The sequence below is a fragment of the Moraxella cuniculi genome (assembly GCF_900637105.1).
Taxonomy (GTDB): Bacteria; Pseudomonadota; Gammaproteobacteria; order Pseudomonadales; family Moraxellaceae; genus Moraxella; species Moraxella cuniculi.
On sequence record NZ_LR134343.1, the window covers coordinates 1,767,732 to 1,785,357 of the forward strand.

10 protein-coding genes are annotated in these 17,626 nt (G+C 42.9%); 2 read left to right on the plus strand and 8 right to left on the minus strand.

Annotated features, from left to right (window positions below; genetic code table 11):
• The 6 genes from EL162_RS08035 to EL162_RS08060 all read right to left on the minus strand — a co-directional run bounded on the left by EL162_RS08035 (position 1) and on the right by EL162_RS08060 (position 7,493).
• Entirely contained in the window at positions 1–1,272 is a 1,272-nt protein-coding gene (locus EL162_RS08035) for a DNA cytosine methyltransferase (RefSeq protein ID WP_126331348.1), read from the minus strand.
• A gap of 8 nt (positions 1,273–1,280) precedes the next feature.
• Positions 1,281–2,414 carry a hypothetical protein gene (locus EL162_RS08040; RefSeq protein WP_126331350.1) on the minus strand — a complete coding sequence of 378 codons (1,134 nt, stop codon included), beginning with the start codon at positions 2,412–2,414 and terminating at the stop codon, positions 1,281–1,283.
• Positions 2,415–2,429: 15 nt separating this feature from the next.
• Entirely contained in the window at positions 2,430–3,641 is a 1,212-nt protein-coding gene (gene cgtA, locus EL162_RS08045) for an Obg family GTPase CgtA (RefSeq protein ID WP_126331351.1), read from the minus strand.
• Between the two features lie 180 nt (positions 3,642–3,821).
• Positions 3,822–4,610, minus strand: a complete 789-nt coding sequence (locus EL162_RS08050) for a LemA family protein (RefSeq protein ID WP_078310015.1) — start codon at positions 4,608–4,610, stop codon at positions 3,822–3,824.
• Between the two features lie 50 nt (positions 4,611–4,660).
• Complete coding sequence (locus tag EL162_RS08055) at positions 4,661–6,004, minus strand: glyceraldehyde-3-phosphate dehydrogenase (protein WP_126331352.1); 1,344 nt, start codon at positions 6,002–6,004, stop codon at positions 4,661–4,663.
• A 403-nt stretch (positions 6,005–6,407) separates the two neighbouring features.
• Positions 6,408–7,493, minus strand: a complete 1,086-nt coding sequence (locus EL162_RS08060; RefSeq protein WP_126331353.1) for an NUDIX domain-containing protein — start codon at positions 7,491–7,493, stop codon at positions 6,408–6,410.
• A gap of 262 nt (positions 7,494–7,755) precedes the next feature.
• On the opposite strand from EL162_RS08060, the gene hemP reads away from it, so the two are divergent.
• Entirely contained in the window at positions 7,756–7,917 is a 162-nt protein-coding gene (hemP, locus tag EL162_RS08065) for a hemin uptake protein HemP (protein ID WP_227516546.1), read from the plus strand.
• Positions 7,918–8,061: 144 nt separating this feature from the next.
• On the opposite strand, the gene EL162_RS08070 is transcribed toward hemP, so the two are convergent.
• Both EL162_RS08070 and EL162_RS08075 read right to left on the minus strand, forming a co-directional pair.
• Positions 8,062–13,140 (minus strand): translocation/assembly module TamB domain-containing protein, encoded by a 5,079-nt coding sequence (locus EL162_RS08070; RefSeq protein ID WP_126331354.1) that lies wholly within the window; start codon positions 13,138–13,140, stop codon positions 8,062–8,064.
• A 196-nt stretch (positions 13,141–13,336) separates the two neighbouring features.
• A complete protein-coding gene (locus tag EL162_RS08075; protein ID WP_126331355.1) occupies positions 13,337–16,072 on the minus strand; it encodes an autotransporter assembly complex protein TamA in 2,736 nt (911 codons plus the stop codon).
• 130 nt (positions 16,073–16,202) lie between these two features.
• On the opposite strand from EL162_RS08075, the gene EL162_RS08080 reads away from it, so the two are divergent.
• Positions 16,203–17,531 (plus strand): MFS transporter, encoded by a 1,329-nt coding sequence (locus EL162_RS08080; protein ID WP_126331356.1) that lies wholly within the window; start codon positions 16,203–16,205, stop codon positions 17,529–17,531.
• The last annotated feature ends 95 nt before the right edge of the window (positions 17,532–17,626 follow it).

Below are 17,626 nucleotides of genomic sequence, written 5' to 3' on the forward strand. Positions count from 1 at the left end.
TCAGTTTTTATTTATTTTATCCAAAAAGTTCACACATTCTTTTGCCAATGCGTTTGCCAAAGGAGGAGGTACAGCATTGCCAACATGCTCACAACGCTTGGAATGATTGCCAATAAATTTATAATCTAAAGGAAATCCCGTAATCATCGCCGCTTCACGCACAGTAATACTACGATGTTCAGTCGGATGTACAGGAAAATTGCTATGGCCCGGTACAAGCGTTGGGGCAAGTTTATCCATTGACAATCGCATGGTATTGCCACGAGAATAGAAATTGCTAATTTTTAGCTCATCTGGAATTTCATGCATGGTTTCTTGAATATTGGAACCTGCTTTGATATATTTAAATCGCTCTACTGTTTTTGGCGAGTGGTTCATCGGCTGATTATCCACATCGCTTTTATCGGTATAATCAATTTGCGATAAAGCCTGTCCAATACTAATTGGTGTTAAAAATTCAACATTTTCAATGTTGTCAAAATCCAACTTAGTTGATATTTCACCAGAGTGATACTTTGGTATTGGAAATCTAAAATCATTAGGCAAATCTTTGCGTACCGCGACAATAATAATCCGCTCTCGTTTGGTAGAAGCTCCATACCAAGCTGTGTTTAAAATTTTATGCCAGACATTATAACCAATTTTATCATAAATCTGATATAAATCATCTAATACCGATATAAGATAATTGTTTTCTTGTAGTATCTTTAAAATTCTCTCTTTTTGTTTTCTTAATTCTACACCTTTTTGCTCAAATTCAGCAGTAATTTTATTTTTTTTACGAAGTTCAGCTTTTTGACCTTTGTAATTTTCTAGGGCTTGCCAAACACTATCCACCTCATCTTTGATGGACTGCGGTGTATCTTGTGATAGCACTTTGCCATTTAAAAAGGCTTTGACATTTTCAATAATACTAATTTTCGGCATAGTCGTTTCAACAAGTTTTAATTGCTGATGGTAAAAATAATTACGCTCATCATTAGGGGATCGCTCTCCTGCCAAACTAAATCCTTTGCAGACAATACCACCAAACATCACATCCAATTCACCTTGTTTTAATCCGATATTATCAAGCAAATTATTTATATCCACATCAAGTACGCTTTTGCAATCCACAAAAGCAGTCTCTTTAATTTCTGGATTATTTAATAACAAGGTATCTATACAATCTTTATTATCATCATTAACATAAACCGATTTAAAGCCCTGTTGTTTAAATCCAATATGTGAGCCACCTGCCCCAACAAATGTTTCAAAAATAGTGTAACTCATAAACTCACTTATAAAATTGCATTCAAATTATTTATATATTGACTGGCCTTTGAGTGCTTTTGAATTTTTTGTAATAAAAATTCATCATTGAATATCAAAGGATTAAAATTCATAATACGGTTCTTATTCCTAGAAGAAAAATCAATAAAACCAAAATCATCTCTTAGAATATTTAGCCATGATGATAAATATCTTGTCTGAGATTGCGTAAAAAATAAAATTTCTTTACCATTATACATATCCAAAAAATCTTGCCTGATTTGCAGCAAGCTATTATTCAAACGATTTGGATTATCTACAAAATACTCCATTAAAATATCGGCGTAAGGCTTGACATAGGATTGATACATCATTACCAAAAACTCATACACCGACATCATGCCAAATTCAGCACCTGCTTTTGTTGGCATATTATTACTATCAATAAACCCAAAAGACGACAAACTAATCAAAACATTTCGCCAATTTCTATTGTTAATCGAATTGGTTTTTCGCATCTGCAACTCAATCTCTTTGCGATTAACAACATTCACGCCTTTTAATTTTAAAAAGCATAAATATCTAAGCAGCATATAGATTTCAAATAATCTTGTGTCTCTCACATAATATTGAGAAATACTTGTTAGATTGTTTTTCTCAACTTCTTTTAATTTTGCCAATTCATCTTTTGAAATTTCACGAACCGCTTTATTTTTATCGTTAATTTCAATGATTTTGGTTGATTTTGGATATTTAAATAAGGCAATATTAAAATTTTTGTTTTTAAAAATAGATGACGGAATTAAAAATATACTGCTAAAGTCTACATGAAACTCATAATTTTTTAATGAAATGTTATTTTCATAAAAATATTCGTATTGCAATACCTGACCAATGCCACGCACATAATCGGTAACACCAATATCTCCTGCCTTAACCTCGATTAAAGCATGAATTTTGTTATCATAAATCAAGGTGAAATCAGCAATAATGCCATTGATGTATCTATCTTCATGAATAAGATTAAGCTTGGTTAAGTCTATTGGCAACTTTAATACAGATAATAAATCCGATTTAATATTTTCATTTTGTAAAACTAAATCATGGAAATATTTTTCACGAATATTATCCTGCTTCAATACCACTTGGTCGATTGCATTCATATTCAACCCCCAATTTTAATAAGGCACATACTCCACCGCCACATCATAGTCATCTTCATCAAAATCCTCGTCATCATCAACCAGCCCTTCACGCTGACGCTTACGCATGGCACGATAGGCTTCTTTTTGGATTTCGGTATTGTGGCGAACCTCTTGTTCCAATCTGGCAAAACGCTCAGCCTGTGCTTGGGCAAACTCCAAATCTTCGGCTTCACGCAAGCGTTCATCTTCAATCGCCTGCATCAGGTGATGCTTGATCGCTTCTACACCCTCTCCTGTCAAAGTTGAGGTACGAAATACAGTGCCTGTCCAGCCCAGCCTTGCTACAATATCAGCACAAACAGCATCTTGCTCATCTTGTGGAATTTGGTCAATTTTGTTTAAGACCAAAATCTGTGGCAGCTGAGAAAGCTCATAAGAAAATTTTGCCAATTCATTTAAGATAATATTGGCATTATCCACAGGGTCGCTGCCATCGATTGGCTGTACATCAACAATGTGTAATAACCGCCGTGTGCGTGCCACATGTTTTAAAAAGCGAATGCCAAGCCCTGCACCATCAGATGCCCCTGCAATCAAACCCGGAATATCTGCCATCACAAATGACTGATGCGTGCCGACATCAACAACCCCAAGATTTGGTACCAGCGTTGTAAAGGGATAATCAGCCACCTTCGGACGAGCGGCAGAAACTTGACGGATAAAGGTGGATTTGCCCGCATTTGGCAAGCCAATCAAACCAACATCGGCAACTACTTTTAGCTCCAGCTTGATATTTCTACTCTCACCTGCAAAGCCCGGCGTTGCCTTGCGTGGTGCTTGGTTGGTAGAAGATTTAAAGCGTGTGTTGCCAAAACCGCCATCACCCCCTTTGGCAATGAGAATTTTTTGTCCTTTTTCGGTCAAATCACCAATCACCACATCAAGGTCGGTATCAATGATGGTTGTACCAATTGGCACAGCAAGATAAATATCCTCCGCTCCTTTGCCCGAGCAGTTTTTGCTGCCGCCATTTTCGCCACGGCGTGCCTCAAATTTTCTTGTGTAACGATAATCCACCAGCGTATTGGTATTATCATCAGCGATGGCATACACATCACCGCCTTTGCCGCCGTCGCCACCATCAGGGCCACCTTTTGGGACGAATTTCTCTCGGCGAAAACTCACAATGCCATTACCGCCGTCGCCTGCTTTTACGCTAATGACTGCTTCATCAATAAAACGCATATTTTTCTCAATTTTTCTTCAGTTGATTATCATTGTAGCATATTTATGGCAGGTTTGCTTGGCAAAAACAAATCATGCAAAATATAACAATCAATCCTTGTACTGAATTTTAATGTTTAATTCAAAACCAACAAAAAAACAGCCAAACCTGACTGTTTTTATTGAAAATAAAATAAAAAATTAATCCTGATTGGTACTGTCTTTATTACCCGATTGTACATTTGGATTTTTTTCATACTCCTGTCTGCGTTGCAAGACTTCCACATTTTTATTTACAAGCTCTTGTCCAGTTTCAAGTCCTTGTTTAGCCTTATCTTGTATCTTATTAAATGCATCACCAATTGATTGAGTTTGCTTTGCCATGATCTGTTGCAGCACTTCACTGTCATCACGCTCAAACACCTGTGCTTTATGCAAAAATTCATCTTCATTATCTTCATAATACGGTGCTATACCAAAGGATAACTTTTGTGCTATCAGTACAGCAGGGAAGCGATTTCTTTCTCTGTTATAGATATTGACAGTTTCATTATACTTTATTCGCCGATCTAAAATCTGTTGCTCAACAGCCTCAAGTTGTTGCATGAGATGCAAATAGGTTTGATTTGCTCTAAGTTCTGGATGCGATTGCGACAATGCCCTGATATCTTGTAGTGAGCTTGAATTTTGACTGATACTAATCTGAACAGTTTTTTCATGGTCTTGATATTCTTTAGCAATGCTATAGACTTGTTGTATCAAATCACGACGCTTTTTTAATGCCGCTTGCAAATTTGATAACTGCTGGCGAATATCTTGCATTCTAGCTTGCAAGTTGTTATAAATTGACATCAACCATACTGCCAAGCCAATAACAATGATAAGTAAACTGATAACCAAACTCATAATAAATTCTCGTCTTATATTTCTATTCAAATCATGAATAGTATCTACCCAGCAATCAAATGGCATGGTGGCAAAAACACACAAACTAAGTTGCCAATCGCCTAACAGCTGACAACTTAGACCAGCTCACATGATTACTTTGCCATCTCTTCGGCAACACGAATCACCTGCGTGCCGTAGCCCATTTCGTTGTCATACCACACATACAAAGTTGCACGATTGGCTTCGGCGATGGTTGCTTTGGCATCAAAAATGGCAACTTTTTCTGAACCGACAAAATCAGTCGATACCGCCTCTGGCGAATCAGAATAAGCAATTTGCTCTTGCCACTGCTGGCTTTGTGATTTTTCCTGAATAAAGGCATTGAGCAACTCGGCATTGCCCACTGCTTTATCAAAATTAAGATTCAAAATTGCCAAAGAAACATTTGGCGTTGGCACACGAATGGCATTGCCAGACAATTTACCTTTTAACTCTGGAATGGCTTTGGCAACCGCTGATGCTGCTCCTGTGCTGGTCATCACCATGTTCAGCGGTGCTGCACGGCCACGGCGATCGGCTTTGTGGTGATTGTCCACAAGGTTTTGATCATTGGTAAAGGCATGAATCGTCTCCATGTGGCCATTGACGATGCCATATTCATCATGCAACACTTTTAGCGTTGGCGTGATGGCATTGGTGGTGCAACTGGCGGCAGATACGATGGTATCAGCACCGATTGTTTGATGATTGACACCGTAGACAATGTTTTTGATTTCGCCTTTGGCTGGTGCTGTCAGTAGCACCTTTGCCACACCTTTGCTTGCCAAATGTTTGCCCAGCCCTGCTTCATCCTTCCATTTGCCTGTATTGTCAATGACGATGGCATTATTGATGCCATGTGCTGTATAATCCACCTCGCTCGGATCGGATGCATAAATAATCTTAACAAAACGACCATTAACAATCATGCCGTTATTTTCGGTGTCAATTTGCACCGAACCATCAAACCACCCATGCACCGAATCACGCTCTAGCAGTGAGGCACGCTTGGCAAGGTCGCCCTCACCTGCTGGACGCACCACGATTGCTTTTAGTTGCAAGCCTTTGTCAGAAGCAGGACGGCTCATTAATAATCTTGCCAAAATACGGCCAATGCGACCAAATCCATACAGCACCACATCGGTTGCCCCCAGCTCATCACCACTGGTGAAGTCCGCCACAGACTTGCCTGCACGCACCGCTTGGGCGATATCAATGGCTGTGTTGCTGATGGCTGCTTCATTTAATGCCTGTGCCAAGGAGAGCGTATCAGCCACCGCAAGTTCTGCTGCATCATGCAGTGCAATGATGGTTGCCACATCTAGGCGTACACGCTCGCCCAAAAATGTCAGCTGCACTTGTCTTTTTGCCAATGAACTCAAAGCAACCAACAGCTCAACCGCTTGTGATTCTTGATTTTTACGAGCTGATAAATGGGTAGAATATAAGTCTGACATAGCTTCGTCCTTTTGATGATGAATTAATCATGAATACAAAAAATAATAAAACACCCAAATTATAAAATAATCTGGGTGGCTTGGCAATGTTAATTTATTTTTGAAATATGGGTATTTTTTATAAAAATATATAAAATTTAAGACGATTAAATTTAAGATAATTTATCACAACTACCGCACTGATAATGCTTTAACCAAGTATCATTATTTAATCAAAAATGCCAGTTAATAAATTTGGCATATCATACAAGCCATCACAACTCCTGCAATGTATCTATTTTAAATCAATCAATTTACTTATTAAACAAAGCCACTTCAAGCAATGCCCATCAAATCATCAGCCTTGCAAATTGCATGGCGGTTATCAATTTAAATATAAATATTATCTTAATAATCTATAAATTTATGTTAATAATCTACGAATGCCAGCAATCGCCCTTGCACCATAGGATTTGGCAATTGGCAAATGTTCAATCTTCATACCACCCAAAGCAATACATGGCACATCGCACAATTCATTGAGCATTGCAAATCTCTCCCAGCCCAGCCCTTCGCTCTTTTGATGGCTGTCGGTTGGCAAAACTGGCGAAACCAATGCCGCCAACACACGGCGTGATTTGGCAAGATGGTTGGCACGATAAGCCTCCTGTTCATCATGCACACCAAGCAACAAAACCACATCATCACGCATCTGCTCGGGGTTGTTGGCAAAATATTCAAGCTCGTCAGCGGTCAGCTTCACCATCACACCCTTTGTAAGTTCTGACAAACTGGAATCATCGCACAACTGCTGATAAACAGCGTAACGAACAACCCACCCAATATCCTTGCGTATATTTTTTATTTTTTTTAAAATATCAATATCAGTATTTTCGTCTGACTGACTACGCAAATAAACCAAAGCATCTTTTGGCAAGCGATTGACATAATACGCCACAAAAGCATCGGTATCTACAAACTGATGAAGAGCATGACTAACATGCAAAGTATCTGGCAGATTAAGCCAGTCAAGAATCACAGCATTGGCAGCAGGCAGGCTATCTTTATGCTTAATGAGCATTGGCATATCAAACCAGTGCAGCGACTGCCCCTCTAGACCTGTATGCTGCTGACGCAGAAAATGATAATTTTCTTTATTAAGTCTTGCTTCATAAATATGCAAAATAACAGCCCTATCGCCATAATCATGGTTAATCCTACCAATAAAAACCATCTGGTCGGTTTTTAATGACAAACCAATCTCTTCTTGCACCTCACGAACCAAGGCGGATTTGGCGGATTCGCCATGGCAAATCTTACCACCAACAAACTCAAACTTACCCCCTTGGTGCCGATGCTGCTGTCTAAGAGCGAGCAAAAACCACTCCTGATAACGCAATACCGCTACCGCTATCGCCAATGGACTTTGCTTTTTTGATTGCGTGTCTGCCACTTGCTTGGTGCAAAACTCTGGTGGATTTTGTGCTTTGTTTGAGTTATTTTGGTTCATAATTGCTTTATTTTCAATAAGTTACAAAATTTTTTGATAATTTTTATCATTTGGGTTTGCATTTTTTTGAAATTTTGCTATTATATCAACAAATGATAATTGTTATTGTTTAACAACAAATATCATCACTGTTAGCAAACCATTATCATTTTGGTTGCATTGTGCAACAACAAGCTGTTTGATTTCAAACAATTCAATAGTTTAGCATGCGGCTTGGGATAACCACCCATCACCCGCCAATAGAAGGAAAAACGCCATGACTATGAGTATCGCTCGCTATTTTAGCAATCGTGAGAGCATTCGCCTACCCACCCTATATTCACAAAATTTGTTCGCCATGACCAAGGAAGTACGCATCGAACATCAAGGCGAGGAATATCGCTTGCGATTAACTCGCAATAATCGCTTGATTTTGACCAAATAACCAAACCATCAGATTATTCACTTTCTCCAAACCAAACAAGCATCACCCAGTGGTGCTTGTTTGGTTTTTTGTGATATTAATTGTCAAAAATCTACACAATAAGCAAATAAGCCCGTCAGGCATTCATGGGTCAAAACCAGCCTCTTAAAATTTCCAACGATAAATCACATCAACCATATTCTCTGCTGCACTGGTTGCCTCAATATAAATACGGCGAGTTAATTGATAACGCATTGATAAGCTGCTTTCGGCATTAAACACGCCAACGCCATAGCGAATGTACAAATCTGGCGTGATATAGCCTGTAACATTGACATTGGTATCTTCAGAATTGCCCGAAGCATCAATGGTTAAGCTCTGAAGCCCCAACACCTGACCGATTTGGTTGGTCAGATTGCGTGTGGTGGACAATCCAAGGCTCAAGCCTGCCGCCGCCAGCTGATTGGTAACTTGTGAACGAAAACCCTGCTCGGTGATACCAGCGTCATTTGACTGGCTGATACGACCTGTAACCAGTGCATTCATCGCTTGCTGCTCGCTTAGCCCTGCATCATTAAATACGGTGATATTAGGGCTGCTAATTGTGCCACGAATACGCACACCAACTGTCTGCCCTTCCACCTGCTTTTCGCCTTCGATAGACAGGCGTGGATTGGTCATATTACCATCAAAGCGAATCTGGGCGTAGTTTAAGTCCAAGTTTTGCCCAATGGCATCAATCTTGGTACGTTCTGACACCTGAATCACGCCCAGAGCTTGCATAACACCTTGCCCTGACTGGGTCAGGTGTAACGCCCCTGCCAGTGGCAACCTCGCCCCAAAGCCACGAAATTCAACATCACCGCCCAAATCCACACCGATATTGGCATTGATATTCCAAGGCTCAACCACAGCCAGCACCTGATCAATATTGCCAGTCATGCGGCGATCCAGCACCGAAACATCGGCTGATTCACTGACAATCTCAGCGGTTGATTCAGGTGGGCGAATGGTTGCAGCTGGGATACTGACCACGCCTTGAACATCGACAAATTTTTGTTGGGGTTTGATAACAATCTCAAGGTCAGGGCTGATTTGTGCAATAACCAGCGGTGGACGATTGACGCTCAAATTCTCGCCCATAATGCCCAGTTTTGCCTGTATTTCTGTCGCCCAATCCAGCTCACCTGTCAGCACGCCCTGACCTTCACCACCGACAAAACTACCCTCAAGCACGGCGTGTGTGCCTTCAATATTTAGCGCTGCTTGAATGTTTGATAATGCCAATGGCACGCCAGTGATTGCCAAAGCTCCTTGGTCAAGTTTGGCATTGCCATAAAACAATGGTTTTTTTAGCGTGCCATCAAGTCTGCCCGACAAATCCACTCTGCCTGTCAGTGTCTGCAAATTGGAGAAAAATGGACGCAGCACCGCAAGATCTAACTCATTCATCGCAAGTCTGCCCGAAATGGGCTTGTTGGGCTGATAAGGATCAATCACCACATCAGCATAACCACGCCCTGCCACGCCCAGCACATCGGTGCGTATCTGCAAGCCCTTGCTGACACTTTTGGCAATGACTGATGCCCGCTGATATGGCATATCAACATAGCCTGTATCCTCTTGATTTAGCCCAATGCTACCATTGTCCGAATACAGCACCACATCAACCTCAGGTCTGCTGCCAGCTCGCCAACTGGCTTTGGCACGACCATTTAACATCGATTGCCACTGAATATCTTTGGGCAAAGCGGCAGAAAACACCTGCGTATCCAAGTTTTGGACAACAACATTGACATTGCCAGAATTTGGTGTATAGCTAAGCGTATCTTGTAGACAAATTACACCCTCGCCCTTATTACGCAAATACTGCGTCTGCCAACAATGTGCTGCCACCTGTATGCTATTATCGCCAAGCCCATAGGCAAATTCTGTAGGCTGTCTTTGGGTCATTTCGCCAAATTTGCTCTTGATTGAGCCATCAGACAGCACGCCTGAATATCGCATCGTTTTGCGGTCAAGCGATCCTGCCACTTGTGCCACCGCCTCAATATCGCCACTTTTGGTTGCCACAGACAGCGTATGCTCGCTTTCTGTACCAGCAAAATCAATCCGTGCTGCCTTTATCACCTTGCCCAGTGCGATAACATCTTCACCACGCACCAAAAGCTGACTGTCGCTATTGCCCAAATTGACAATTTTGCCCAGTATTTGAGCATTTTGAATGAGCAAATTTGGCATTCGCAGGGCATTAATTGTCGTGTCGATATATAAAGTCGGCAAGGCATTGTCATCATTGATTAAAATCACACCGCCTGTGATTGCACCGCTGGTCTTGTTAATCAACTGCCCCATATCCACCACTCTTACACTGGTGGCAAACTGGCTTTCATCACCTGCCATGCGGACAATATTGTCGCCAATTTGCACCTTCAGATCATCAGCGGTTAGCTTGCGAATGATATTTTGGGTCTGGCGTGCATTACTGTCTATGCGTTGGCGTAATGACAGCAATTCATCAGTAGAAGTTGGGCGACGGCTGGTTTGTTTGATTTTTTGCAAATAACCTGCCATGTCTTTTGGCAGAGCAAGCTCGGCATATAACGCCCCTGTCGCTATCAGTGGCAAGTCATTGTATGTGCCAGCAATATCAAGCGTTTGAATATCAACAATCTGCCTGTCGTCCTGCCAACTGCCTGCAATGTTTGCCGTGCCACTTAATTTGCTTGGTAGATTTTTGACAAACGCCGCCAAATTTAGCGATGCCATCTTGGCATCAAGCTGCCATGCCACACCGCGAGAAATATCCAGCCAGCCTGCCGCATCAAGATTACCTGCACTGCCTTGATACACCAAGCGATTGATGACAAATTTAGAATCAGAACCTGTGATGTCAAAATTCAGCACACCGTTGGTCATGCGATTATTTGCCACACGACCAGCAAAATTTGCCGATGCACGCTGTAACTTACCTGCACGATAACTGCCTGCCGTTAGCAAATCACCAGTTAAAGTTGCAACCAGATTGCTATTATTGACAAATTTGGCGGTATCCACCTCTTCAAGTTTGCCCTTAATATCCCAATCCACACCCTGCGTCAGAGCCAGTTTTCCCGTTGCCACAATCTTACCAGAATCACCTGACAGGCTGGCACGGTTAATGGTTAATTGCTCCAAATTTCCCTCAAGCTGTAGCCCAACGGCCGACTTAGCAAGTTGTGGCAAAATGTCTTGCTCGACATCACCATCAAACTTGGCAACCAAGTGGGCAATTTGTCCATTTTGCAGCTTGATTGTACTGCTGCCCTGACCTGCCAAAGCAACTTGCTTGCCATCTGTTAGCCGTGCCAGCAAATCACTGTCGCTAAGCGAAATCTCATGCACAGATGCCTTGCCCTCTTCACGCATACGCCCTGTAGCAACAATGCGACCTGTGATGGTATCAAATGGGGTTTGGTTGGGCGTGGCAAAATACGCATTGGGGCGTAAGCTGTCAGCACGCATATCCGCCTGCCAAGTCAGCGGTGCATTTGTCGTGGCAAAATCAAGCCGTCCTGTGCCAGCAAGAGTACCCATCACACCCTGATAGCGAAAATCTGTCAAATGCAACCGCTCGCCTTTTTCAATATTGGCTTGCAACTGATAGCGTCCACGTGGTGCTGCATTTAGTGTATCAATATCAGCATCGGCGGTGATATAGGTGCGACCCTCTTCCAAACGCAGGCTAAGCTGCCCTTGGCGGCTGTTGATTGTGTCAATTTTTGGAACTTGTCTGCGGATAAGATTTGCCCATGTGGCATCAATACGCCATGGGGCATCGGTGCTGTCTTGATTTTGGGCAAGCGTGGCATAAATACGCTCGCCATCTTGTTGATTTAGGTCAAATTCAAAACGCGTGTCGTTATTTTCGTCCAGTAGATAATATTTCACCCCCAAACGACCAGTCAGCGTCTGTGGCAAATACGCCTGATATTCTCGATATTCAATCGGCATGGCGTTACGAATCGCAAAACCATTACCAACAATGGTAGCGTCCAGCTGATACTTGTCTGACCACTGCATACTGCCTGAAGCGGTCAATACACCCTGTGGCGTGTTGGCTTGTAAAAATGGAATATCCATGCCACCATCACGCACGATACCACGCCCATGATAGCGTCCACTGGGGATATCTTTGGCAGTCAAATCAGCATTAATTCGCAGCTCAATATTTGATACCACACCTGCTGCTGTGATAACCCCATCTGTTAGCGTGATATTTTGTTCTTCGGCGTATGGTAACTGAACTTTGGCAAATTCAAGTTTTGCCTCAAAAGGTGAATTTTTATCCAAACCTTGGGCAATAAAGCTGCCTGTGATATTTTGTTGATTATAGCGACTAACCAGACTGCCTGTGGTACGCTTTAAACTGCCCGAAGCCTTGACAGACAAAGTGTCAAAATACACCTTGTCAAGTGCTGCAACACGCACATCGGCGGTGGCAGTTAGTGGATAATCACCTGACAAATCAATCTTGCCTGCGGCTTTACGAACATCAACCACATCGCCATAGCTGACAGCCGCATCAACCAGCTCAACTTGCGATCCTGACCACTTGGCAGATGACAAGGCAATGCTGTGCAATCGCACAGAATCACTGCCTGTCTGCTCATAACGAACCTCATTCACCTTGGCATTATCAAGCTGCAATGCAACAGGCAGACTGATGGTGGCATAATCAAATGGTTCGCCTGTGGCTGGTTTTTTGTTAATGACCAGCACTTTGTCAATATCTGCATTCACCAAATGTACTTGCCGAGCAAATAACGCACGCCAACCAAACTGCACATAGGCACGATTGACCTTGACGGTAATATCCTCACCTTGGGCGATATTGACATCTTGCAGCCAAATACCCCTCCCCAGCGAACCTTCGGTATACTTAAGCTGCACACCTGTTTCGAGGGCGATTTTTTCAACCAAAAATTTTGAGCCAGTATCTGTGTTGATAAGATACAACAAAGACACCAATAACAAGGCGGTTGCCACCACCGCAGCAATCAACAATCGCAACAAATAAACCAACCAGCGAGGTCGCTTGGGTGGAGGGTTTGGCGGCAAATCCTGCTGGCGGTTGGCAATATCGGCAGGAGGTGGCAAATCAGACGCACCATCACTGGATAGATGGACAGACGACTGCAAATCATCAGCGTGTAATGCAGCTGATTTGTGCAATAAAATCAATGATGTGCTTGATGTGGTCATGCCCCAGTCTTGCCTCGTTGCCCTGTCTAAGTTATAAAGCGTTATTTAACCATAAATAAGAAAAATTATCAATTTTTTGGCACGCATCGCCTGCCACCACGCTTTTATTCAATAGCCATCTGGCACGCTTTTTATCAAGCAGCCATCACAAATACTGTGATACCAATCATGGCAAATCACTCAAGTTACCAAATGCCTAAAATGGCGTGCCAATAAAAAAGTGCAATTTAATCGGCGTGCCTTCTTCTTTTAACCCTGTTGCAACATCAACCCTCACCTGACCAACTGGCGATGCCCAGCGAATGCCCAGTCCTGCACCGACTTTGGTTTCGTTGCTAAAATTTCTGTCATAGGCGTTGCCAGCATCGGCAAATACCGCCAATCGCAAATCTTTTAATATTTCATAATTATACTCAACGCTACCAACTGCCAGTGCCTGACCACCGCTTAGATAGCCATCAATTAATGGTGCTAAGCTGTTGTTATTATACCCACGAATACTCTGATCACCCCCTGCAAAAAAGCGTAAGCGATATGGCACATCATAAAAATTATCCGACCAGATATACCCCCCTTGCAAACTACCACTGAGCTGATGGGCACGGTCTTTGCCATACACATTATCACCAAAACTATACACGCCACTGACACCTGCTCGTGCAATCGCCATATTGGCACTGGACAGCAAACTTTTTGTGCCTGCTTCTAGCGAATAGTACTGACGATAGCCACGCATTGGGTTTACCAAATCATCTGCCACTGTTTTGTTGAGTGCAAATCCAGCAAGCAATGCCTCTTGGGTTGGGCGACCATCAACAAAATCCACAGGCAAATATCGCCAAGTCTCTGGCGGTGCTCTGGTTTCCAACTCGTCCAGACGGTAACGGAGAGAATAAGTGCGATTCCAGCCTGTTTTATTAACAATGGTGCGACTTAGCATCTGCTCAAGTGTGCGTGATGACAAATCAAAACCGCCTGTAGACTGTCCAAACACTTCCTCATCATAGCTCAAGCTGGCACGCAATTTGTCATTTAGCGGATGGCTCATCGGCTTGGAGGCGTATAGTTTTAGCCCCTTTTTGTCTTCGGACAGGCGAATTTCTGCCCCTGCCTGATAGCCCTTGCGATTGATAAGATTGTGATCAAACTTGCCAATCAGCCTTGCACCTGTGTCCGATCCCCAGCTGACACCCACTTGGGCATCTCTGGGCTTATCCGTCATGACAAAAATATACAATGGCACTTTTTTGTCTTGATATACCTGCTGTGGCGTTTTGCGTCCAGCCAGCTCTGGTCGCTCTGCTCCTTCAGGCAGATTAAACAATTCAGCCTCTGGTTCGTCAGGCAAAATAGCTCGTGCCACGCCACTGACCGCATCGCTGATTCTGCCAAGCAATGAGCGGTTTTTTTTGCTATTATTATCAATGGCAAGCACACGATCATCAGGCATATCATACAGGCGGCGTGCTTTGGCAGCGACCAAATTCAGCTTGTCTTTAATCAGCTCCGAGGCACTAAATTCAATCGGTGCAATATCCACCATCGTACCATCTGCCAAAGTAATGCTTTCACCTTGCTGCTCATCACTGGCAACTGTCTGATTATTATCAGCATCGCCGCCTGATGATTGCTCAAAATTAATCCCAGCTGTCTGCTCGCTTTCGGGTAGGACAGTTTCGGTATTGACCATGTTAAAATAACCTGTCGCCAGCAAATCGTTTGATAATGCACGCACCGCTTGACGATTATAGGCATCACCCATCTCAAAGCTCAATAACTGCTGCAACAATTCTGGCTTGACTGGCAGCTTGTTTGGGTCTGTTGTCAGCCGACCTGTTTGCTTATCAATGGTAAAAAACACCACTTCATCAAAATCATACTGCTCCCCTGTGTCATAGATTAAATTGACATCAGCAACATTGTCAGGCAAGACCACATCAACCGATTTGTCCAGCCATTTGCCATCAAAAAACCCCTGCTCTGCACTGACTTGCTCTACAGAATATTTGCTTGTCTCATAGCGACCATGATTAAACACCTCATCAGATTGCAGGGCAATTTTGTCCACCGTTTGCGTAAAAGCAGGATTGTCAGCACCTGCACCACGCACCTCAATGGCACGATGACCAACTCGCACAGGCTCGCCCAAATCACGAACCAGCACCTCAACCTCACCAAGGCTTGTGCGAATAATTTGCAAATCAACCTCGTAATAACCCACCGCTCTGGCTGCTGCCAATGCTGTCTGCCGAAGGCGAGCCTGCGATCCACGCAAATCCATCGCGGATTCTTGGGTGATGTCCTCGAGTGCTGCTTTGATATTGGCATAAGGCTCGATTTTTTTATCGGCAGCACTGATTGGTACACGCTCGCCTGTTTCGCTTGTGCGATAAAATTTTGCCTTTAGGCGTGGAGCTTTGCTTACGCCATCATTGAACATTCTATCATACAGTCGCTGCACCACATTGACCTGCGGTGTCTTTGTTTGCACCTGTTCTTCATCGGCTATATCAGGCAATACAAATGCCTCGTACTGCGGCATATAGTCATCAGGATTCAGTAGTGCGGTGTTTTCTTGCTGATTATTGTCATCTGCCACCGAAGGCAGCTGCTCTAGCTGGGTGGTATCCAGCCCAATTGGCACAAAAGACTCATTGATACGAGCAATTGGTGTGTCAGCTTTGTCCGCCGATGATTCACTCGCCACCAGCTGATGATTGTTTGCTGCTGCCAGCCGTGCCTCGATTTGTTCGGGGCTTAGTAGATTGACAGTTGGTATGACAGGTGAATTATTGACCGCTGACGGTTTTTGATTGACCGCATTATTATCTTGGGCGGCAGACGCCAGTGTTGATAGTGTCAATAACGGCAGCAAAACCCACAGCTGCACTGGCACAACAGGGCGATTCGACAACAAAACTAACTTTGACATACAAAAAACTCAAGATAAAAAATGAAATACCTGCTATTATAGCAGAGTTTGCATGCGATAAAAATCAAAGTTGCATTTTTACGACATATCGGTGCATAATTAATCATTGTTTGATAGATAGTTATTATTTATGGCAAGTCAGCTTTCGTTATTTCGTCATCGCCGTTTTAATTCGATGTTTTTTACCCAATTTTTTGGGGCATTTAATGATAATGTGTTCAAGCAAGCACTGATTTTGGTGCTGACCTATTCAGCCGCCATAAAGCTAGGTGTTGAGGTCAGCCTACTCAACAACCTTGCTGCCATGCTATTTATTTTGCCATATTTTTTGTTTTCGGCATTGGCAGGTCAGATTGCCGATAAATACGAAAAATCCAAACTCACCCAATTGGTAAAATTGGTCGAAATCATCATCATGGCAGTGGCAGCAATTGGTTTTATTTATGAAATTTATTGGCTGTTATTTTTGAGCCTGTTTTTGATGGGCATGCAATCAACCTTTTTTGGCCCAATCAAATATGCCTATCTGCCAGAGGTGATGCATAAAGATGAGCTGGTTGGTGCCAATGCTGTTTTTCAGACCAGTACCAGCCTTGCAATCCTAACGGGCATGATGCTCGCTGGCGTACTGACCCAATTATATCTGTCAGAATATTGGCTGGCAACCATCACGGTGCTGGTGGCAATCTTGGGCTATCTATCAGCACGCCAAATTCCCACGACCACCATCTATGCCCCAACGCTAAAGATTGATTGGAATATCGCACGCACCAGCTGGGATATTGTAAAATATTGCTACCAACTGCGTTTATTATTTTTTATTATTATTGGTAATAGCTGGTTTTGGTTTTATGGAGCAACCTTTTTAACCCAAGTGCCTGAAGTGAGCAAAACCATCTTGCACGGTGATGAATCCGTGGTGATTTTTTTGCTGACTTTGTTCTCATTTGGCGTCGCCATCGGTTCATTGTTGTGCAAAACCTTGACCAAAAACCAAATCAGCTTCCGCCTTATTCCGCTTGGTCTGGCAGGTCTATCCATTTCTGCCACTGCGTTGTATTTTTCGTTAAACAAACTGGCATTGCCGATTACCATTGAGCCCTATGACATTTTTACCCTGCTTGAATTTCGCCAAACTTGGGGGATTTTTGCCGAGCTGTTTTTGGTTGGCCTAAGTGGTGGTGTGTATATCGTGCCGCTATATGCCAGTATGCAAGCCTATGCCCCAACCGATCATCGCTCTCGCATTATTGGTGCTAATAATATTTTTAATGCTTTGTTTATGGTTATTTCGGCAATATTTGCCATCGTGATATTGACCATGATTGGTTTAGGTTTGGCACAGTTATTTGCCATCACCGCCATCATCAATCTGATGTTCGGGCTGTGGTTGTATCCCAAATTGCACCAGTACCAAGACAGTCTGCCAATTCAAACTGACGGCACGCCACTGCCATAGCCATCTTGTTAAGATAAAGGCTGTTGCAAGAAAAAACAAATCGGCAATATTTTATGCAAAATTTTGTAAATCTTTACCGTTAAGCGTGATAAAAT